Source organism: Prosthecomicrobium sp. N25, from assembly GCF_037203705.1.
In the GTDB taxonomy this organism is placed as follows: Bacteria; Pseudomonadota; Alphaproteobacteria; order Rhizobiales; family Ancalomicrobiaceae; genus Prosthecodimorpha.
This window is the reverse complement of sequence record NZ_JBBCAT010000004.1, coordinates 1-19,357: the sequence shown is the minus strand read 5'-3', so window position 1 is coordinate 19,357 and position 19,357 is coordinate 1. Positions and strand designations below refer to the sequence as shown.

Sequence of the window (19,357 nt, the reverse complement as noted above, 5' to 3'; positions counted from 1 at the left end):
GCGCGCCGGGCTCAGTGCCCCGCGGCCTTTCCGGACGCCGCTTCGGCAGGCTTTTCGCCGCCCTTGTCGGCCGGCGGCTCGGCGGCGGCGAGCCTGGTGCCCGCCGGCGTCCTGTCCGCGGCCTGCGGCCCCGGAGGCGCCTTGTCCTTCTTCTCCGGCTCCTTCGGCTGGTCCGCCGGCTTCATGTACTGGCTGCGGTATTCCTCGAGGAAGTTCCGCATCGTGTCCACGGCCGCGATCTCTCTGGCGATGGAGCGGAACTCGTTGCCCTGGCTCTGGATCGGCGCGGTGACGACCTCGAACGCCGCCGCGTTCGGGCCGGCCGCCATCTTCTCGGCGAACTTGCCCCGCAGGCGCCCGAGCCCGAGGCTGTCGTTCCCGAGCGAATAGGCGACCGCCGCCCGCAGCACGTCCTGCCGTTCCTGCGGATCGAGGGGCGGGCCTTCCGTCCAGCGCCCGCCGAGCATCGTCTCGAGCCGTTCGCCCGCCTCGCGCCAGCGCTTGCTCCGCCACAGGATGTCGGCCCGCAGCCTGTCCACGTCCGTGCCGCCGAGCGATCCGACCAGTTCCAGCGCCACGTCCCCGCGCCCGGTCTCCGAGAGCGCCCGGGCCTCCACCATGCGCCGCTGACGTTCCACCGAGGTCGGCAGCTGCGACTGCCGGGTCTTGTTCAGCACCGCGAGCGCCTTGTCGGGCTTGCGGTCGAGGAGGTGGACGACGGCGAGGTCCGCCGCGATCTGCGCCCGCGCCGCACCGCGCAGGCGGTTGTCGATCTGGTAGGTGAGCAGTTCCGCCGCTGGGTCGAGGAGATCGACCCCGACCAGCCGGTCGGCGATCTTGCGCACGATCTCGTCGCCGAGCCGCCCGATCGGCGTCAGGTCGCGGAAGTCGTAGTAGAGCGTCAGCGCGTCAACGGGCGACAGGCGGTCCGCCTTGTTGTCGAGATAGAGCGAGACGAACTCGCGGCCCATCTCGTCCTGCAGGAGACGGGTGGTCGAAGCATCCGGCGCCACCATTACGGCGGCGCGCATGGACTGGAAGGCGTCGCGCCAGAGCCCGTGCTGGGACTGCAGGTTGGCCAGGAACCGGAGGGTCTTCAGCTCGATCTCGTCGCCGCGCCAGTCGAAGGCGAGCGACTTCAGCCGGTCGATCGCCTCCTCGGGCGGGATCCGCGCGTCGCGCACGAGCTGGCGCAGCCGCCGGTACTCCGCCTCCGCGCCGGCCATCCGGTCGCCGGTCGCGATCACCCGCTGGTACCGCTCGGTCGCATCCTCCGGCCGCCCCGCCGCGTCCGCGACCCGCGCCTGCAGGAGCTCGTAGCGGGCGCGCAGGTCCGTCTCGACCTCGTCGGGCTCGATCTCGGCCAGCCGCGACTGGGCCGTCGCGAAGTCGTTGAGCTCGACGGCGGCCTCGGCCGCCGCCAGGCCGAACAGCGCGCGCACGTCCGGTGGATAACCCCCCACGGCGCCCGCCGCCTTGCTGGCGCTCTCGCGCGCCTCGTCCCACTTCTGCTCCGCCGCCGCCGCGATCGTGCGCCACAGCGCCGCGTCCGCGTTGTCGGCGACCTCGCTGCGGCCGAGCGCCCGGCGCGCCTCGGCGGTCCGCCCCGTCATGGTCTGCGCGGCGGCGAAGAGAACGATGAAGCCGGGATCGCGCTCGATGCCCGGCTCCTGGGAGGCGATCAGCCGGAGGACGCCGAGCGCCTCCGGCCCGAATCGGTGGGCAATGTAGAATTCCGCGAGGTCGAACCGCGCCGCGTTCTTCTGGGGCTCCGGCGCGAGGCCCACCTTTTCGATGAGCGAGCGGATGCGGGCCGTGAAGTCGGCGGGGTCCTGGATAGCGAAGACCGAGGGGTCGACCAGCCGCCTGGCCTTCTTGCGCTCCGCGTTGGGGATGCTGAAATCGGGCGGCTGGGTCAGGGAGCCGGTCGACAGGTTGAGCCCGCGTTCGCGCGAGATGACCACCTGCCCGGGCTCGAGCGAGACCGACAGGTCGTCCGTGCGGGGCACCACCGCCACGCCGTGGGCCGACGGAACCGTGTCGAGCTCGCTGTAGCTGTAGGGCTTCAAGATCCCGCGCGCCGGACCGAGGGCCGTGACGACCACCATCCTGTCGCCCACGACCGGGTCCTGGATCTCGTGGACGCTGCCCGCGTCGGCCAGCTCGACCTTCAGCGCCCCCTGCCCGCCGCCCCGGAACACGCGCTGGATCGAGAGCGGCCGCGCCGGCTCGAGCACCATCTCGCCGATGGTGAGGATCCAGGAATTCCCGTCCGCACCGAGGGTCGTCAGCATCGGCTCGCCGAGCAGGATGCGGATGGCCTGGCCCCGCTCGGTCTTCGTCACCGTCACCGAGCGGGCGAGCGGGCCGAGGGACGCCCCGATCGCGCGGGTGTCGAACTGCATCTCGGAATCGAACACCACCCAGAGCGCGTCGTCGCGCTTGAAGGCCGCGCTCGCCACCTTGCCGGCGAACGGGAACGCGATGCGGACGATGTTGCCGATCCGCTTGGCCTCGACCCGGACGATGCGCAGGTCCGTCGAACGGGCGGCCGTGGTGTCCTGCGGGCCCTCGCCGTGCTGGGCCGTCGGGTCCGCTTCGCCGCCCTGGTCGTCGGCCGGGCCCTTGGCCATCTCTTGGCCCTCCGCCGCCCCCGTGCCGGGTGCCGCGGCGGGCGAATGGGCCGCCGGCGCCGGGTCCGCCGCCTTGGACCCCGGCGCCCCGGCTTCGGCGGCCCTCGGAAAGGCGGGCTGCGCCGGCTTCGGGGCCGAGCCCTTGGCGGGAGCGGCCGCCGGCGCTTGCGGGGACGGCAGGGCGAGGCCGGTCAGGGCCGCGTCGCCGTGCGGGGCCGCTCCCTTGGACGAGGCGGGGGCCGCCGGCGCGGTGACGAGCTCGCGGGCCCTCTCGCCGACCCCCGAGGACTCGGCGAGCGCCTTGCGCACGGCGGCCTCGGCCGCGTTAGCGGGCTTGCCCGGCAGGGACAGGTCGACCACGTAGCTCTGGTCCTCCCGGAACGCGCGGACGTCCGCCTCCGGCGCGATCGTCATGACGATCTTGAGCTTGTCGCCGTCCCGTTCCCCCGCGATCTCCTTCAGCGCGGGCGGCGGGTCGGTCAGCACGGGGGCGAAGTCGATCTCGGCCATCCGGTTGAAGGTCAGCACGACCCGGTCGTCCTCGCGGGCGAGCTGCGTGTCGAAGGGTACGTTCCAGCCGAAGGAGAAGCGCGTGAAGGTCGGATGGCGCCCGACCCGGAAGTCGAGCTTGGGCAGGACCTTGAGGCCGAACCTCTGCTTCTCCGCCTCGCGTTGTGCCTTCAGCGCCGCCTCGGCCCGCCGGGCGAGCTCCTGCACGACGGCGTCCGGCAGCCCGGGCGGCGGCCCCGCCCAGGTCGGCGGCAGGAGGTCGATGAAGAGCTTCTCCCCCGCCTCGAGCGTATTGACCTTCACCTGCCGGGTCAGCGCGAAGCGCAGCGCCTGCCCGTCCGGATCGCGCCGGGCGATCTGCACATAGGCGGGCATCAGCGTCGGCAGACGATCGACGTCGACCGTCACCGGCTCGGCGAACTGCACGACGAGTACGTTCCCGGAGACCCGCGTGGTGAACTGCGGCAGGAGTGTGCGGTCGGTGAAGCTGACCGTGATCCGGCCGAAGCCCTTCTCCTGCGTCGCCGTCACCTCGGCGCGCGCGTTCCCCTGCGCGGCGGCCTGGGAGGCCGGCCACACAAGGGCGGCGGCGGCCACGAGGGCGACCCGGAGGGCCCTGGCGACGCGGGTAGCGATCGTCGACGGTATGGCGTAGGCCGGACGCAAACGAAGTCCCTTCGACGCGGGAACTGCGGGACCCGCGAAGGGTAAACGGCCGCCGTGAACGGCCGGTTAAGTCGAAGCCGCGCTCAGCCGCGGTTCCCGTCGATCTTGGGCAGTTCGCGCGCCGGCTGGGCCACCGGCTCCTTGCGTCGGTTGGCGAGCTCGATGGTGAGCTTCTCGGCCGCCTCCGGGCTCATCTTCGAGACCACGTCGGCGAGCTTCTTGGGGTTCATCTGGCGGGCGATGTCGGACAGGAGGCTCGTGTCGAGCCGGTCGAAGACGCGGGCGGCGTCCTTCGCCTTCATGGACTCGTACATCTTCACGAGATCCGTGATCTCCTTGGACTTCTCCTCCTCCTTCGCCTTGGTGGCCGTGCCGATCTGGCCCTCGATGGACTTCAGGTCGTCGATGCGCTTCTCGATCTTGCCCTCGGTCGCCTTCAGGAGCTGCTCGCGCATCTCGAGCTCCTTCTCGCGCTGTTCGATGAGCTTCCGACGCTCCGCGAGCTTCTGCAGAATGGCGATCTCCGACATGAGCTCCTGCCCGGGGATCGGCTTGGCCTCGGCGGGCTTCTCGGTGGTCACCTCCACCTTGACCTTGGCGGGCTCGACTCCATGCCCCGGCGGCGCCGCGGCCGGAGCCGCCTCGCCGTGCCCGCCGCCGCTTCCGCTCGCGGTCGTCACCGGATCCGGGTCGACCCCCGCGAAAGGGTCCTTGTCGGCCGCCGCCACCACGCGGACCGGCTCCGGCCCGGACGCGATCGCCAGGTGGACGCCCTTGAGGGCGAGCAGCACCGCGGTCGCGAACACGACGAGGGGCAGGAGCCGGGGCTGCGTCATGCGGCCTGGCCTTCGAGATCCTTGCGCAGGCTCGCCAGGCGCTCGGCCGACTGCGCGAACTTCATCTTGAGCTCGGACATCCGCGGCGCCTTGGCGTCCGCGGCCGGAGCCGGAGCCGCAGCCGGAGCGCCGGCCTCGCCGCCGCCCTCGGGCTCCGCGGCCGCCGGCGCGGAAATCCCCCTGACCGTCCGCGTGATCTGGGCGATGCGGTCGAGCACCTGCTCGCCCTCCCCGATCTCACGGGCGATCTCCACCGAGAAGAACTCCGCCTCGCGCACTCGCTTGGCGAGGGTCTGGTCGCAATCCTGCGCGGCCTGCTTCAGCCCGAGGATCGCCCGCTCGGCGATCTCGGTTGCCCGCACCAGCTCCAGGATGGTCGCCTTGAGCTGCGACTCGTCGGCCCGAAGCCGCTTGAGGCGCGAGTTGAGCATAACACAATAAGATATTGTGATGGCGAGGAGAACGGCAACGATTGCCTCGATGCCGATTCCGATCCACGTGCTCGTCATGATGCCTGCATGTCCTTCTGGGATGCTGCCTTCTCGAAGGCCGCGAGCGTCATCTTGGGCCGCTTCAGATTGCGCGCGACCTTCACCGAAATGCTGTCCCCGACCCGGCCCATGTGGCCCTCGGTCAGCAGAATGCCGCCGCACTTGATCGTCACCGGGTCGGAGGGCCCGGCGTCGAAGACGAGGGTCTGGCCGACCTTGAGGTTGAGGATCTGGCCGAGCGACATTTCGCGCTCGAACAGGACCGCGTCGACGGCGATGTCGGCCCCGTAGATCTCGGTGGCGAGATGGCCTTCCCAGATGGGATCGCGGCCGAACTTCTCGCCCATGAACATCTGCAGCAGGAGCTCGCGGATCGGCTCCAGCGTCGCATAGGGGATGAGGACCTCGATCTTCCCCCCGCGGTCCTCCATGTCGATCCGGAACTCGGCCAGGATCGCCGCGTTGGCCGGCCGCGACACGGCCGCGAAGCGCGGGTTCGTCTCCAGCCGCTCCAGGTTGAAGCGCACCGGCGACAGCGGCGCGAAGGCCTGCTCGGCGTCCGACAGCACGACCTCGATCATGCGCCGGACGAGGTTCGTCTCGATCGTCGTGTAGGGCCGCCCCTCGATGCGGATCGGGGTGGTGCCCCGCCCCCCGCCGAGGAGCACGTCGATGATCGAGTAGATGAGGCTCGAATCGACCGTCACCAGCCCGAAGTTGTCCCACTCCTCCGCCTTGAAGACCCCCAGGATCGCCGGCAGCGGGATCGAGTTCAGGTAGTCGCCGAAGCGGACGGAGGTGATGGAATCGAGCGAGACCTCGACGTTGTCGGAGGTGAAGTTGCGCAAGCTGGTCGTGGTCAGCCGGACGAGCCGGTCGAACACGATCTCCAGCATCGGCAGGCGCTCGTACGAGACCATCGCCGAGTTGATGAGCGCCCGGATGCCGGACTGGTCGGCCGCGATGTTGTCGTCGAGGTTGAAGCCGAGAAGATTGTCGATCTCCTCCTGATTCAGGATGCGGTCGCCGCCGCGCGTCGCCTGGTCGAGGTCCGTGTCGGAATCGTCCAGCATGGCGCCCCACTGGGACGCCATCTCGTCGGCCCCTTCCACCCCCTGCTCGGCGAGCGCGGCGCCCCACTCGGCCGCGAGGTCGTCGCCGCCGTCGTCGCCCTTCTGCTCCGCCAGCGCCGCACCCCAGGCGGCGTCCAGGTCTTCGAGGTCGTCTTCCGGTCCCGCCATCGCGCCCGCCTACTGGATCAGGATTTCCTTGAACAGCACGGCATCGACCCGCGCCGGGTAGATCGCGATGTTGACGCGCTTCTGCAGCTCCTCCTTGACCCGATAGAGTCCGGCTGAGCCGTCGAGGTCGGAGCTGCGCAACTCGCGCAGGTACACCTGGAAGGCGTCGAGCACGCGCGGCAGGATCGGCTGGATCTTGGCGACGGCGGCGCTGTCGGTGACCTCCAGCGCGATCTTGACCTTCAGGTACGTGGCCCGCTGGTCGATGGTCGACAGGTTGACGGTGAGCTCCGGAAGCTCGACGAACATCGCCGGCTTCGGCGCCTCCGCGTGCGCCGCGGGGTGTACACCGTGCTCGTCGGCGGCCTTGCCGCCGAACAGCCCGATGAAGTAGGCGCCCGCGCCGCCTCCGATCAGGAGCACGGCGAGGCCGGCACCGCCGAAGACGATGAGCTTCTTCTTCTTGGCCTTGGCGGCGTCGTCGGCGCCCTCCGGCGCCGCGGCCTCCGCCTCGTCCTTCTTGGTCGGCTTCTTCGCCATCCTGCCCCCGGGCCCTCGGAATCGCGCGTACTCCACGCGTATCCGCGCGGGGAACAGCTAAGGAGAAAATGGTTAATGAACTGTAAAGATTAACGGTTTGGAAGGATTTGGGGGTCCGGGCCGTGTATTGTGAAATAACGAAGGGTTACGCCGACCGCTGAATTCCGTTGCCCGGCAACGACCGCCCCCGCGCTGCGGCGACCCGGCAAACCCTGCCGGGCGGGGACGCCGGTCCCGGCTCGAAAAGCCCAGAGATCCGCCATTTTTCCGTCTGGCACGGGTCTCGCATTGGGATCCCGGACCGCCAGGCTGGGGAGCTGACGGCGGTCGCTGGGGACGATCGATGGAAAACGCACAGCTCGTCGGGCTGTCGCGACAGGTGACGCTGCAGAGGCAGATGGACCTGATCGCCAACAACCTGGCCAACATCAACACCAACGGCTTCAAGGCGCAGTCGCTGCTCTTCGAGGAGATCGGCCAGCCGCGCGCCGCCGCCAACACCTTCCTGCGGCCCGACCAGCCGATCAGCTTCGTCGTCGACGACGCCAACCTCTACGACATGCAGCCGGGGCAGATGACCGCGACCGGCAACCCGACCGACGTCGCCCTGGACGGCCGCGGCTGGTTCGTCGTGCAGACGCCGCAGGGCGAACGCTACACGCGCAACGGCTCCTTCGCGGTCAACGCCCAGGGCCAGCTCGTCACCCGCGACAACGACGCCGTCCTGACCGATGGCGGGCCGCTGACGCTGCAGCCTGGCGAGACCAACCTGTCGATCGCCTCCGACGGCACGATCTCAACAAACCAGGGGGTCAAGGGGAAGCTGAGGGTCGTCGACTTCGAGAGGCAGGGCAGCCTGAAGAAGGTCGGGGAGACGCTCTTCGAGGGCGAGAACCCCATTCCGGCCACCCTGCCCCGGGTCGTCCAGGGACAGATCGAGAAGTCCAACGTGCGCGGCGTGGTCGAGCTCTCCCGCATGATCGCGGTCCAGCGCAGCTACGAGAGCGTCGCCAAGTGGATGCAGAACGCCGACGACCTCCGTCGCTCGGCGATCGAGAAGCTCGGCCAGGTGAGCTGAGGAGGGATGCCATGAAGGCCCTGCACATCGCCGCCTCGGGCATGCTCGCCCAGGAACTGAACGTCGAAGTCATCTCGAACAACATCGCCAACATGCGCACGACCGGCTTCAAGCGCCAGCGTGCGGACTTCCAGGACCTGCTCTACCAGAATCTCCGCCAGGTCGGCTCGCAGAGCTCCGACTCCGGAAACCTGTTGCCGACCGGCGTGCAGATCGGCTCGGGCGTGCGCACCGCCGCGACGCCCCGGATCATGTCGCAAGGCAACGTCGAATCGACCGAGAAGGAGCTCGACCTCGCGCTCCGCGGCGAGGGCTTCTTCCGCATCTCGCTCCCCGACGGCCGGACCGGCTTCACCCGTGACGGCTCCTTCGAGCGCGATGCCAATGGCGCGATGGTGAACGTCAACGGCTACCCGCTCGACCCGGCCATCACCATCCCGGTCAACGCCTCGGGCCTGACCATCAGTGCCCAGGGCGCCGTCTCCGCCGTCATCGGCAACGCTCCGGCGGCGACCGTCATCGGCCAGATCCAGGTCGCCCGCTTCGTCAACAAGTCGGGCCTCGAGGCGATCGGCGACAACATCTTCATCGAGACCGCCTCCTCCGGCCCCGCCCAGGTCGCCAACCCCGGCGACGAGGGCTACGGGTCGCTCCTGCAGCGCCATCTCGAGATCGCCAACGTCAACCCGGTCGCCGAGATCTCGGACCTGATCGCCGCCCAGCGCGCCTACGAGATGAACTCCCGCGTGATCCGTGCCGCCGACGAGATGATGTCGGCCACCATCCAGTTCCGCTGAGGTTGAGCCATGACGGTCCGCCGCTTCCTCGCCTTCGCCGCCCTGCTCGCCTGCGGGCTCGGCCCCGCTCCCGCCCCGGCGGCCGAGCCGGCCCGCCCGACGCTCCGTGCCGCCGTGACGGTCGCCGCCGAGCTCGTCACCATCGGCGACTTCTTCGACAACGCCGGCCCGCTCGCCGACCGTGCGATCTTCCGCGCCCCCGACCTCGGCACCACCGGCACCGTCCCGGCCTGGCGCGTGCTCGCCGAGGCGCGGGCCGCCGGCCTGCGCGAGGCCTCCGAAGGCCTGCTCGTCGAGGTCAGCGTCACCCGCAGCGCCCGCGAGATCGGGGCCGGGGAGATCCAGTCCCTGGTCGCCGCCGCCCTCGCCCGCCAGATGGGCGTCGCCGACGCCCGCGAGCTGCAGGTGACCTTCGACCAACCGCTCGAGCCGCGCCTCGCCGACGAGCGCTCGCCCGCCCCCGTCCGGATCGCCAGCGTCAACAGCGTCCCCGGCAACGGCCGCTTCGAGGCGCTCGTCCTCATCGACAAGGGCGCCGCGCCCGAGCGCCTGCGCCTGCGTGGGCAGGCGACCGAGGTGGTCGACACCGTCGTGCTGACCCGTCCGCTCGCCCGCGGCGAGGTGCTGCGCGCCGAGGATCTCGTGGTCCAGCGCGTCCCCAAGCGCCAGGCCGGCGCCAATCGCCCCGCCGCCGTGGAGGACTTCGCCGGTCTCGCCGCCCGCCGCGCGCTGAGGGCCGAGACGCCGCTGACCGCCGGGGACGTCCAGCAGCCCCTGCTCGTCAAGCGGGGCGAGACCATCACCCTGGTCTACCAGTCGCCCGGTCTCGTTCTCTCCGCCCGCGCCCAGGCCCTCGAGCAGGGCTCGCTCGGCGACGTCATCACCGTTCTCAATCCGCAATCGAAGCGCACCGTCGTCGGCACCGTTTCCGGCCCCGGCCGGGTCACGGTCGGCCCGGGCGGCACCTCGGTCGCGAGCCTCGGGAGGGCTCAACAGTGACAGTCTCGCGTATCCTCCTCCTCGCCCTCGCGGCCGCGCCCCTCGGGGCCTGCTCGAACACGCTCGACCGACTGTCGAATGTCGGCGACACGCCGAAGCTCACGGCGATCAAGGACCCGACCGCCCAGCCCGGCTACAAGCCCGTCAGCCTGCCGATGCCAGACCCGCAGGTCGCCGCCTACGCGCCGAACTCGCTCTGGCGCTCCGGCGCGCGCGCCTTCTTCAAGGACCAGCGCGCCGCCCGCGTCGGCGACATCCTGACCGTGAAGGTGACGATCGGCGACAAGGCCGAGATCGACAACGAGACCAAGCGCTCGCGCTCGACGACCGAGACCGACAGCGTCGGCGGCGTCCCGGGCTACTACCTGCAGAAGGTGATCCCAACCGAGACCTCCGCCTCGAACCTCGTCGCCACCACCGCCAAGAACGAGAACGCGGGCTCGGGCTCCGTCAACCGCTCCGAGAAGCTGGAGACCAACGTCGCCGCCGTAGTCACCCAGGTCCTGCCCAACGGCAACCTGGTGGTCGAGGGGCGTCAGGAGATCCGGGTCAACTTCGAGATCCGCGAGCTGATCGTCGCCGGCATCATCCGCCCGGAGGACATCGCGGCCGACAACACGATCGAGTCCACCAAGATCGCCGAGGCCCGCATCGCCTACGGCGGCCGCGGCCAGATCACCGACGTCCAGCAGCCGCGCTACGGCAACCAGGTGCTCGACATCATCCTGCCGTTCTGACCGCGTTCCCGGGCGTGGCCGCGAGCCGACGCCCGGCATCCCTCCCCAGCGCGCCGGATCCCCCCGGGCCTCCCCACCCGGCCGGCGCACACGAAGGCGCGGGCCCGCTCCCCACGGGCCCGCGCCGTCCCTTGTCCGGTAGTCCGGTTGGCGACGGCGCCGTCACGCCGGAACCGCCTCCGCCGCATATTGGGCGACACCGCGCCCGAAGGACCAGTCGGCCGGACCGTTCTCGGTCAGGACCACCATGACGTCCTCCGGCCGAAGCTCAGCCTCGAGCGCGGCGCCGGCCGCGATGGCGCGGTAGAGCGCCCGCTTCTGCTCGTCGGTGCGTCCGCGCCGGAACGCGATCGCGACGATCACCGCCTCCGGCCCGCGCGCGATACCGAGATAGGCCGGGTCGACGAGGAGGTCGCCGGACTGGTGCCGGCGGATGACCTGGAACCGGTCCGCCGGCGGGACGCCCACCGTCGCCACCAGGGCGTCATGCACGGCATCCGCCAGGGCGCGCACGCGCTCGGGCGCCAGGAGGGCGGGAACATCGATCTGCACGAGCGGCATCACAGGACCTCCTCGGGACGGTGGAGACGGACCGGCCGGGCACGCCGGTGGCGCGGCGGGGCCGGCAGCAGCAGGGCCGATCCGGCGGCCAGCACGCGGCGGACCAGCCCCGCCATGGCGGCAGACCGTGCGTCCGCGGCGGCGCGGCGGATGCCCTCGTAGTCGATGGAGCCGTCCTCGGCGCGCCAGGCGGGCGCGGGACGGGTCGCGAAAGCCGGATCAACCATGGCCGATCTCCTCTGGCGGACCGATGCGGTCCATGGGAGAACGGTATTCGAAACATTCGATCGCATAATCAGCGGATCGAAGCGCACACTCCTGATGAAAAGTCATGAATAGACCCACCCCGACCGACGCCATCGCCACCTTCGTTCGCGTCGTGGAGCTCGGCAGCTTCGCCGCCGCCGCGGCCGAGCGCGGGCTGACCGCCTCGGGCGTCTCCAGGACCGTCTCGCGCCTGGAGGACCGGCTCGGCGTCCGCCTGCTCCAGCGCACCACGCGCCGCCTCGCGCTGACGCCGGAGGGCGAGACGATGCTGGCGCGCGGCCGCGAGATCCTGGCCGCCGTTGAGGCCGCGGAGGCCGAGGTGATGGCCGCACGCGGACACCCCCGCGGTCTCGTCCGCGTGAACACCGGCACGGCCTTCGCCCGGCACCGGCTCGCCCCGATCCTGCCCGCGTTCCACGAGCGCTATCCCGACGTGTCGATCGAGCTGTCGGTGGCCGACCGCCGTGTCGACATCATCGGCGAGCAGATCGACGTGGCGATCCGCACCGGCCCCCTCGACGACTCCACCCTCGTCGCCCGCCGGCTCGGCAGCGCCACTCGGGTGATCACCGCCTCCCCGGCCTACCTCGCCCGTCACGGCGTCCCGCGGACCCCGGCCGACCTCGCGCGCCACACCTGCCTGCGCCTGACCGGCTACTCCCGCCTGGCCGAATGGCCGCTCCGGGTCGGCGGGACGGTCGTGCCCGTCAAGGTCTCGGGCGCCGTCACCTCGGACAGCGCCGACGCGATCCTCGACATGACGCTCGCGGGCCTCGGCATCTCGCGCCTCGCCGGCTTCATCCTGGAGGACGCCATCGCGGCAGGCCGGCTCGTCCCCCTCCTCGTCGACCACCATGTCTCCGAGGAGGTCCCGATCACGGCCCTGATGCCGCCCGGCCGGCAGGCGCTGCCCCGGGTCCGCGCCCTCGTCGACTTCCTGGTCGAGACGGCCGGCCGCGCGCCCTGAGGCACGCCCCGCCCGGATCAGCCCCGCCCCAGATCAGCCCCGCCAGGTCAGGAGGCGCCGCTCCAGGAGGCCGATCCCCTTGGCGATGATCAGCCCCAGGCCGGAGAGCACGAGCACGCCGGCGACGAGCTGGTCGGTCTGCATGAGGTTGCCGGCCGCCAGCACGAGCGCCCCGACCCCGTGCTCGGCCCCGATCATCTCCGCCGCGGTGAGGAGGATGATCCCGATCGAGGCCGAGATGCGCGCGCCTGACAGGAGCGCCGGCAGCGCGCCCGGCAAGACGATCTTGCGGACGATGTCGCGGGCCGGGAGCCCGAAGCTCTGCGCCATGCGGATCAGCGTCCGGTCGACGGCGTCGACGCCCCCGAAGGCCGCGATCGCCATGGGCGAGAAGACCCCGAACGCAATGGTGGCGACCTTCGACGCCTCGCCGATCCCGAACCAGAGGATGAAGAGCGGCAGGAGCGCGATCTTCGGAATCGGAAAGAGGGCCGAGACGAGCGGCAGCGCCGTCGAGCGGGCGAGCGAGAAGAGCCCGATCGCGAGCCCCACCGCAACCCCGGCCGAGGCGCCGAGCGCCCAGCCCGCCAGCAGCCGGCCGAGCGAGGCGGTGAGATGCCGGGCGAGTTGGCCGGACGCGACGAGGTCGCCGAGCGCGAGGAAGACCTCCTCGGGCGTCGGCAGCGCGAACCGGGCGACCCAGCCCGCATGGCTTGCCACCCACCACAGGCCAAGCACCGCCAGGAAGGTCAGGGGGCCGGCGAAGGGCAGCGTTCCGGGCCGGAAGCCGCCGCCCCTGAACGGCACGGGACGGGTGTCGCCCGCCTCAGCCATGGACCACCTCCCGGTCCGCCGCGGCCGCCTCGTCGCGGATGAGCGCCCAGAGCCTGTCGCGGGCGGCCGCGACCGCCGGATGGTCGTCGCGCCGCTCGCCGAGCGGCACCCCGATCTCGACCACCTCCCGGATGCGGCCGGGCCGGCGCGAGAGGACCACGACCCTGTGCCCGAGCCGGACGGCCTCGGCGATATTGTGGGTGACGTAGACCGCCGTGAAACCACTCGCCGCGCTGAGCCGGAGGAGGTCGTCCATCAGCAGTTCGCGCGTCTGCGCGTCGAGGGCGGAGAGCGGCTCGTCCATGAGCAGCACGGCCGGATCGACCGCCAGGGCCCGGGCGATGGCCGTGCGCTGCCGCATCCCGCCAGAGAGCTGCCGCGGCAGGGCGCCCGCGAAGTCGGAGAGCCCGACCCGCGCCAGCGCGTCCGCCACCCGCCGCTCGCGCTCGCCCGGTGCCAGCCGGTGATGCTCCAGCGGCAGGGCGACGTTGCCGGCGACGCTGCGCCAGGGCACCAGGGCGAAGTCCTGGAACACGTAGGTGAGCGGGTTCAGGGTTCCCTTCGGCACCGCCCCGCGTGTCAGCACCGCGCCGCCGTCCGGCCGCTCCAGCCCGCCGAGAATGCGCAGCAGCGTCGACTTCCCGCAGCCGGACGGGCCAATGACCGCGACGATCTCGCCGCTCGCCACCTCGAGCGTGACGTCGTCGAGCACTGTCAGTCCCTCGTAGCCGTGCCGGATGCCGCGGGCGATCAGGTCCATGCGCGGCGTCCCTCGGGCCGGCTACTTGGCGAAGCTCGTGTCCACGAAGGCCTTCGCGTCCACCTCGGGGGTGACCAGCTTCTCCGCCTTGTTCCAGGCGATCTGCCGCTCGATGTCGGCGAAGTCGATCCGCGCCTTCTCGTCGACCGCGACGGCCGATTCGATCACCTTCGGCGCCGCGACATCGGCGCTGTCCGCCGGGTAGACGTGCTTGCCGACCAGCGCCGCCGCGCTCTTCGCCGTTTCGTCGACCACCCGCTCGCCCTTGCCGTCGACGCGCAGGAAGGCGGCGGCATAGTCGGCCATGCCCTTCTGGTAGGCGGTCACGAAGCGCTGCGTCAGGTCCCGGTTCTCGGTCGCCACCTTGGAGGCGACGAACAGCGCGCCGAACTGGTACTCGGCCACGTCGGAGAACCAGCCGACCAGCTTCGCCTCGCCCTTGTCGATCATCGCCCGCGCGATGTGCGGCGCGATCAGCGCCCCGTCGACCTGCCCGGACTTCACCGCCGCGACCATGTTGGGGAGCGACTGCAGGGGCTTCAGCCCGATCTTGGCCAAGTCGAAGCCCTTGGCGGCCGCGATCTGTCCCATCTGGTAGTGGAAGGAGGAGCCGACCTGCGTGATCGCGATCGAGGTGCCGGGCAGCTTCTCGAAACTGGTGAAGCCTTTCGCGTAGGACTCGTTGGAGGCGATCAGGGCGTTGCCCTTGACACCCTTCTTTTCCATGCCCTGCGAGGCGATCACCTTCAGGGCGCCCTTGCCGGCGAGGTTGAAGGTGCCCGCCGTCAGCGCCGTGACGCCGAACTGGATGTCTCCCGACGCGATCGCCACCGCGATCGGCTGCGCCGCCTCGAAGAACTTGAGGTCGACGTCGATGCCCTGGTCCTTGAAATAGCCGCGCTCGACCGCGAGGAAGAGCCCGCCCGAGGAGACGAAGCGCAGCACGCCGACCGAAACCTTGTCGGCCGCGAGCGCCGGCAAGGATGCCAGCACGACCGCCCCGGCCAGGGCGGCCCCGGCCGCCCGTCGCGTGATACGCCTCATTCTCGTCGTCTCCCCGTCTGCCGATGGCCGCGTCCCGCGGCTTGGCTCGTCCTCGTGCGGACGGTAGGGGTTCGGACGAAACCTGACAAGGTCGCAAGGGACCGGGCGGGACCGGCGGCCCCGCTCCGGCGTCACTGAGGTCCGGGTCAGTCGTCCCGGTACACCCGCTCGCGGCGCTCGTGCCGCTCCTGGGCCTCGATCGAAAGGGTCGCGATCGGCCGGGCGTCGAGGCGCTTCAGCGAGATCGGCTCCCCCGTCTCTTCGCAATATCCGTAGGTTCCGTCGTCGAGCCGCTTCAGGGCGGCATCGATCTTGGCGATCAGCTTTCGCTGACGATCGCGGGCGCGGAGTTCGATGGCCCGGTCGGTCTCCGAAGAGGCACGGTCGGCGAGATCCGGATGGTTCTGGCTCTCGTCGGCGAGATGCTGGAGAGTCTCCTTCGACTCCTTCAGGATCTCGTCCCTCCAAGCATTCAGCTTCTTCCGAAAATACTCACGCTGACGATCGTTCATGAAGGGTTCGTCTTCCGACGGGCGATAATCTTCTTCGATCTCGGCCGTGATCATGTCCCTTCCTACTCCCTGGTATCCCCCTCGCGAGGCGCGCGGAATATAGACAGGCGCGCGGCAGGATACAATGTCGCAATGACGACGTTCTCGTGAACCTGACTGTGACCGAAAACTGACGCGAACACGGAGGCTTAGCTCCAGGCCTTCAGTCCGGATAGGTGCCCCGCTTGGCCAGTTCCACCCGGGCGCGCAGTTCGATCTCCTCGATGAGCGCGTCCACCTTTGGATCCCCCGCGCCCTCCGGCTTGCCGAGCAACCCGACCAGCCGCTCCAGCCGCTCCGGCGAGACCGAGCCGGCGAGCAGGTCCAACCGGATCGAATCGAGCACGTCGAGAAGGTCGAATCCCCGGCGCACGGCCCGGCGCCGGCGTTGCAGGGGATCCTCAACCGCCTGCAGGGCGATGAGCGCGGCCACGTCGTAGACGCCGCCCGCGCCGGGAGTGGTCGAAGCCCGCGCGGTGCGGCTCTCCTCCGGCAGCGCGAAGGACGACTGGCCCCCGCCGCGCCGCGCCCCCGCCGGCCCGCCGATCCCGTTCGGACGCCCCGGTCCGTCGATCCGCATCGTCGACCCTCCCGTTCCGCAGCCGAGCCCGACCGGAGGATCGGCCGGTATGGTTAACGCCCTGTTAATCGCCCGGCAGACTTTGCCGGCCGGACCCGGGCACGCCCGGCAGGAATGGGCGCCGGCCCCGACCTCCCGCCCCGCTCCCGGCAGACCGAATCCGAGCAATCCTGCCGGATCCTGGATGACCGGGCCGACTGGCACGACCCTCGCATCAGGGCTCTTCGAGATTTGGGGAGATCTCGTTGATGAAGCGTAATCGGACCCGCGGGATCGCCGCGATCCTGCTCATGGCCTCGCTGGCCGGCCTCGGGGCATACCCGGCGGCCGCGGCCTCGCGAATCAAAGACCTGGCGTCCTTCGAGGGCGTTCGCGAGAACCAGCTCGTGGGCTACGGCCTCGTCGTCGGCCTGAACGGCACGGGCGACAGCCTCAACAACGCGCCCTTCACCCGCCAGAGCCTGCAGGCGATGCTGGAGCGGCTCGGCATGAACACCCGCGGCGCCAACCTGCGCACCGCCAACGTGGCGGCCGTCATGGTCACCGCCAACCTGCAGCCCTTCGCCACCCAGGGCAGCCGCATCGACGTGAACGTCTCCGCCCTCGGCGACGCCAAGAGCCTCCAGGGCGGCACCCTCCTGGTCACGCCCCTCATGGGCGCCGATGGCGAGGTCTATGCCATCGCGCAGGGGCCGCTCGCGGTCGGTGGCTTCATGGCCAAGGGCGACGCCACCACGGTGACCCGCGGCGTGCCGACCTCCGCCCGCATCGCCAACGGCGCCATCGTCGAGCGCGAGATCGAGTTCAAGCTCGCCACCCTGTCGAGCGTGCGCCTCGCCCTGCGCAACCCGGACTTCACCACCGCCCGCCGTATCGCCCAGGCGGTGAACGACCTGATCGGGATGCCCGTCGCTGAGCCGACCGATCCCTCGAACGTCCGCCTGACCCTACCGCCGAAGTTCAACGGCAACATCGTCGACCTGATCACCGACATCGAGCAGCTCACCGTCCAGCCCGACCTGCCCGCCAAGGTGGTGGTCGACGAGTCGACCGGCATCATCGTCATGGGCCAGGACGTCCGCGTCTCCACCGTGGCGATCGCCCAGGGCAACCTGACCGTGACCGTCAGCGAGGACGCCCAGGTGAGCCAGCCCGAGGCCTTCTCGCGCGGCCAGACCGTGGTGACGCCGCGCAGCGAGGTGACCGTCAACACCGACGACAAGCGCCGCCTCGCCATCGTGCGCGAGTCCGTCTCCCTGCGCGAACTCGTGGACGGGCTGAACGCGCTCGGGATCGGCCCGCGCGACCTGATCTCCATCCTCCAGGCCATCAAGGCAGCCGGCGCCCTCCAGGCCGAGATCGAGGTGATGTGACCATGACGCCCCTGCAGATCGCCGAGCCCCTGCCCTCCATCGTCCCCACGGCCGCCAAGCGCGGCGACGCCAAGGCGCGCGCTCGCGCCTCCGCGGAGGAATACGAGGCCGTCTTTCTCTCCGCCATGATGAAGCAGATGTTCGCCGGGCTCGAGACCTCCGGTCCCTTCCACGGCGGCCAGGCCGAGGAAACCTGGCGCGGCATGCTCATCGACCAGTACGGCAAGGAGATGGTCCGCCGCGGCGGCATCGGCGTCGCCGACACCGTCTATCGCGAAATGCTGCGCATTCAGGAAGGAGCCGCGTCATGAACCCGGAGTTCGTGCCCTCGGAGGACAATGCCGAGATCCTTGTGATGACCCCGGCCGGCGCGGAGTCGATCCTCGCCGAGCTCGACGCCACCATGGACGGGCTGATCGGCGTCATCGAGGAAGAGACTAGGCTGGTCCGCGCCGGCGCGCTCCTCCAGGCCGGCGACATGGCGATCGACAAATCGCGCCTCGCCGCCGCCTACGTGCGCATCCGCAGCCGCGTGAAGGCCAACTCGGTCGCCCTCGCTCGCCATGCGCCCGCGGCCGTCGAGGCGATGCGCGCCAAGCATGCACTGTTCGCCGAACTGCTGAAGGTCAACCTCGCGGTGCTGGCCACCGCCCGCGACGTCGCCGAGGATATCGTGCGCAACGTCTCCGACGCGGTCGGCCGCCAGGCCGGCCCGCGCACCTACGGCCCGGGGTCGACGGTCAGGCCATCGGCGGAGACCGGCGCCCGTGGACTGGCGCTCGACCGGAATCTCTGACGAATCCTCGCGAGTCTTCGTTTTGGCTGCCCGAGTCCCGAGCGTTAACGCCGGAAATGCTTCCGTTCACACATTCAGCGGACACCATCATGGACCAATAATGTCCGGCCGTCGACGTTGGGTCGGCCATATCGATTTGTTACGAGGTCTCAAAATTCCGAGTCGACCCGTCGAATTGTCCTGTACGCCTTAACGGACGATTCAACGGCTCTCGCTAGGATCGCTCCCAGGAGTGGTATGGGGCCCAGGACGGGCCCGGGAGTGTGTCATGGAAACCGGAACCCTGAGGCCGATCGCAGCTGCGCCGATCGCCCCTGCGCGGGCGGTTGAGACCGCCCCTACCGTCCACACCGAGTTGCCCGTACAGGCTGTCGTGCAGCAGTCCGGGGGCGCTTCGGCCGCCGCCGACAACGACGGCCGCGCCGAGGCCCGTGCCCGCCGGTCGAACACGATCGACCTCGCGAGCGTGCGCCGCCGCGAGATCGAGAACGACGCGGCGACCGGTATGACCGTGATGAAGGTCATCGAGGAAGGCTCCGGGACGGTGCTCGACCAGATCCCCGCCGAGTCCTACCTGCGCATGAAGGTCGCCCTCCAGTCGGTCCTCGACGGCGAGGACGGCCGCGAGCACGAGGTCGCCCGCAGCGCCTGACAGCAGGGCCGGCCAGGCCTCTCGCCTCCGCTCCGAACCTGGGGCGGGGGTTTTCGTCGTCGATCCCCTCCATGCCATCGAGGAGCCGCCGCCGCGACGCTTCGCCTGCGGTTCGCGCCCGCGAGCGCACTTGCTCGCCCCCCGCCCTCAAGGCGAACGGCGGCAGGCTCCTGCCCGGTCGAGCGCCGCGACAGTCTTCGGTAACCATGGCAGCCGACACGGGACTTCAGCGCAATGATTTAAGTTCATAGAAAGATTCGGATGCTTCTATCCACTGGCATCTCAGAAAGGGATGCGCGTCTATACCCCAGGATGGGAGCGTACCATGGCTGATATCGTCGTTTCGAAGGGCATCCGCTCGAACCTCCTCCAGCTGCAGAACACCGCCGCCAACGTGGCGCTGACGCAGGGCCGGCTCGCCACCGGCAAGAAGGTCAACTCCGC

21 protein-coding genes are annotated in these 19,357 nt (G+C 70.4%); 9 read left to right on the top strand and 12 right to left on the bottom strand.

Going from position 1 to position 19,357, the window contains the following annotated elements; genetic code table 11:
- Positions 1-11 precede the first annotated feature (11 nt).
- From WBG79_RS22160 to WBG79_RS22140, 5 genes are all read right to left on the bottom strand, one after another.
- Positions 12-3,809: a tetratricopeptide repeat protein gene (locus tag WBG79_RS22160; RefSeq protein WP_337359415.1), complete on the bottom strand. Its 3,798-nt coding sequence runs from the start codon at positions 3,807-3,809 to the stop codon at positions 12-14.
- 83 nt (positions 3,810-3,892) lie between these two features.
- Complete coding sequence (locus WBG79_RS22155; RefSeq protein WP_337359414.1) at positions 3,893-4,645, bottom strand: MotE family protein; 753 nt, start codon at positions 4,643-4,645, stop codon at positions 3,893-3,895.
- Positions 4,642-5,154: a DUF6468 domain-containing protein gene (locus WBG79_RS22150; protein ID WP_337359413.1), complete on the bottom strand. Its 513-nt coding sequence runs from the start codon at positions 5,152-5,154 to the stop codon at positions 4,642-4,644. Before WBG79_RS22150 ends, WBG79_RS22155 begins: the two co-directional genes overlap by 4 nt.
- Positions 5,151-6,377 carry a flagellar motor switch protein FliM gene (gene fliM / locus WBG79_RS22145; RefSeq protein WP_337359412.1) on the bottom strand — a complete coding sequence of 409 codons (1,227 nt, stop codon included), beginning with the start codon at positions 6,375-6,377 and terminating at the stop codon, positions 5,151-5,153. The genes WBG79_RS22150 and fliM overlap by 4 nt, the downstream gene beginning before the upstream one ends.
- A 9-nt stretch (positions 6,378-6,386) precedes the next feature.
- Entirely contained in the window at positions 6,387-6,917 is a 531-nt protein-coding gene (locus WBG79_RS22140) for a flagellar basal body-associated FliL family protein (RefSeq protein WP_337359411.1), read from the bottom strand.
- Positions 6,918-7,260: 343 nt separating this feature from the next.
- Between WBG79_RS22140 and flgF the strand changes: the two genes are divergently transcribed.
- The 4 genes from flgF to flgH are packed head-to-tail and all read left to right on the top strand — an operon-like array spanning position 7,261 to position 10,528.
- Positions 7,261-7,995, top strand: coding sequence for a flagellar basal-body rod protein FlgF (flgF, locus tag WBG79_RS22135; protein WP_337359410.1), 735 nt, complete (start codon positions 7,261-7,263; stop codon positions 7,993-7,995).
- An 11-nt stretch (positions 7,996-8,006) separates the two neighbouring features.
- A complete protein-coding gene (flgG, locus tag WBG79_RS22130) occupies positions 8,007-8,792 on the top strand; it encodes a flagellar basal-body rod protein FlgG (RefSeq protein WP_337359409.1) in 786 nt (261 codons plus the stop codon).
- A 9-nt stretch (positions 8,793-8,801) separates the two neighbouring features.
- Positions 8,802-9,791 carry a flagellar basal body P-ring formation chaperone FlgA gene (flgA, locus tag WBG79_RS22125; protein WP_337359408.1) on the top strand — a complete coding sequence of 330 codons (990 nt, stop codon included), beginning with the start codon at positions 8,802-8,804 and terminating at the stop codon, positions 9,789-9,791.
- Positions 9,788-10,528, top strand: coding sequence for a flagellar basal body L-ring protein FlgH (flgH, locus tag WBG79_RS22120; protein WP_337359407.1), 741 nt, complete (start codon positions 9,788-9,790; stop codon positions 10,526-10,528). Before flgA ends, flgH begins: the two co-directional genes overlap by 4 nt.
- A 162-nt stretch (positions 10,529-10,690) precedes the next feature.
- On the opposite strand, the gene WBG79_RS22115 is transcribed toward flgH, so the two are convergent.
- Positions 10,691-11,089, bottom strand: a complete 399-nt coding sequence (locus tag WBG79_RS22115; protein ID WP_337359406.1) for a tautomerase family protein — start codon at positions 11,087-11,089, stop codon at positions 10,691-10,693.
- Positions 11,089-11,316, bottom strand: a complete 228-nt coding sequence (locus tag WBG79_RS22110) for a hypothetical protein (RefSeq protein ID WP_337359405.1) — start codon at positions 11,314-11,316, stop codon at positions 11,089-11,091. Before WBG79_RS22110 ends, WBG79_RS22115 begins: the two co-directional genes overlap by 1 nt.
- Before the next feature lie 104 nt (positions 11,317-11,420).
- Between WBG79_RS22110 and WBG79_RS22105 the strand changes: the two genes are divergently transcribed.
- Positions 11,421-12,323 carry a LysR family transcriptional regulator gene (locus WBG79_RS22105; RefSeq protein WP_337359404.1) on the top strand — a complete coding sequence of 301 codons (903 nt, stop codon included), beginning with the start codon at positions 11,421-11,423 and terminating at the stop codon, positions 12,321-12,323.
- 33 nt (positions 12,324-12,356) lie between these two features.
- Here the strand turns inward: WBG79_RS22105 and WBG79_RS22100 are convergent, their stop codons facing one another.
- From WBG79_RS22100 to WBG79_RS22080, 5 genes are all read right to left on the bottom strand, one after another.
- Positions 12,357-13,157 carry an ABC transporter permease gene (locus WBG79_RS22100; protein ID WP_337359403.1) on the bottom strand — a complete coding sequence of 267 codons (801 nt, stop codon included), beginning with the start codon at positions 13,155-13,157 and terminating at the stop codon, positions 12,357-12,359.
- Positions 13,150-13,917: an ABC transporter ATP-binding protein gene (locus WBG79_RS22095; RefSeq protein WP_337359402.1), complete on the bottom strand. Its 768-nt coding sequence runs from the start codon at positions 13,915-13,917 to the stop codon at positions 13,150-13,152. The genes WBG79_RS22100 and WBG79_RS22095 overlap by 8 nt, the downstream gene beginning before the upstream one ends.
- 21 nt (positions 13,918-13,938) lie before the next feature.
- Positions 13,939-14,961 carry an ABC transporter substrate-binding protein gene (locus tag WBG79_RS22090; RefSeq protein ID WP_337359401.1) on the bottom strand — a complete coding sequence of 341 codons (1,023 nt, stop codon included), beginning with the start codon at positions 14,959-14,961 and terminating at the stop codon, positions 13,939-13,941.
- Between the two features lie 146 nt (positions 14,962-15,107).
- Positions 15,108-15,527 (bottom strand): RNA polymerase-binding protein DksA, encoded by a 420-nt coding sequence (dksA, locus tag WBG79_RS22085; RefSeq protein ID WP_443147502.1) that lies wholly within the window; start codon positions 15,525-15,527, stop codon positions 15,108-15,110.
- 148 nt (positions 15,528-15,675) lie between these two features.
- Complete coding sequence (locus WBG79_RS22080; RefSeq protein ID WP_337359400.1) at positions 15,676-16,092, bottom strand: flagellar assembly protein FliX; 417 nt, start codon at positions 16,090-16,092, stop codon at positions 15,676-15,678.
- A 290-nt stretch (positions 16,093-16,382) separates the two neighbouring features.
- Between WBG79_RS22080 and WBG79_RS22075 the strand changes: the two genes are divergently transcribed.
- The 4 genes from WBG79_RS22075 (at position 16,383) to WBG79_RS22060 (ending at position 18,913) form a co-directional block, all read left to right on the top strand.
- Complete coding sequence (locus tag WBG79_RS22075; RefSeq protein ID WP_337359854.1) at positions 16,383-17,465, top strand: flagellar basal body P-ring protein FlgI; 1,083 nt, start codon at positions 16,383-16,385, stop codon at positions 17,463-17,465.
- Positions 17,466-17,467: 2 nt separating this feature from the next.
- On the top strand, positions 17,468-17,776 hold the full coding sequence (locus WBG79_RS22070; RefSeq protein ID WP_337359399.1) for a rod-binding protein: 309 nt from the start codon (positions 17,468-17,470) through the stop codon (positions 17,774-17,776).
- Complete coding sequence (locus WBG79_RS22065) at positions 17,773-18,261, top strand: flagellar protein FlgN (RefSeq protein ID WP_337359398.1); 489 nt, start codon at positions 17,773-17,775, stop codon at positions 18,259-18,261. Before WBG79_RS22070 ends, WBG79_RS22065 begins: the two co-directional genes overlap by 4 nt.
- A 268-nt stretch (positions 18,262-18,529) precedes the next feature.
- Complete coding sequence (locus tag WBG79_RS22060) at positions 18,530-18,913, top strand: hypothetical protein (protein WP_337359397.1); 384 nt, start codon at positions 18,530-18,532, stop codon at positions 18,911-18,913.
- Positions 18,914-19,357 lie beyond the last annotated feature (444 nt).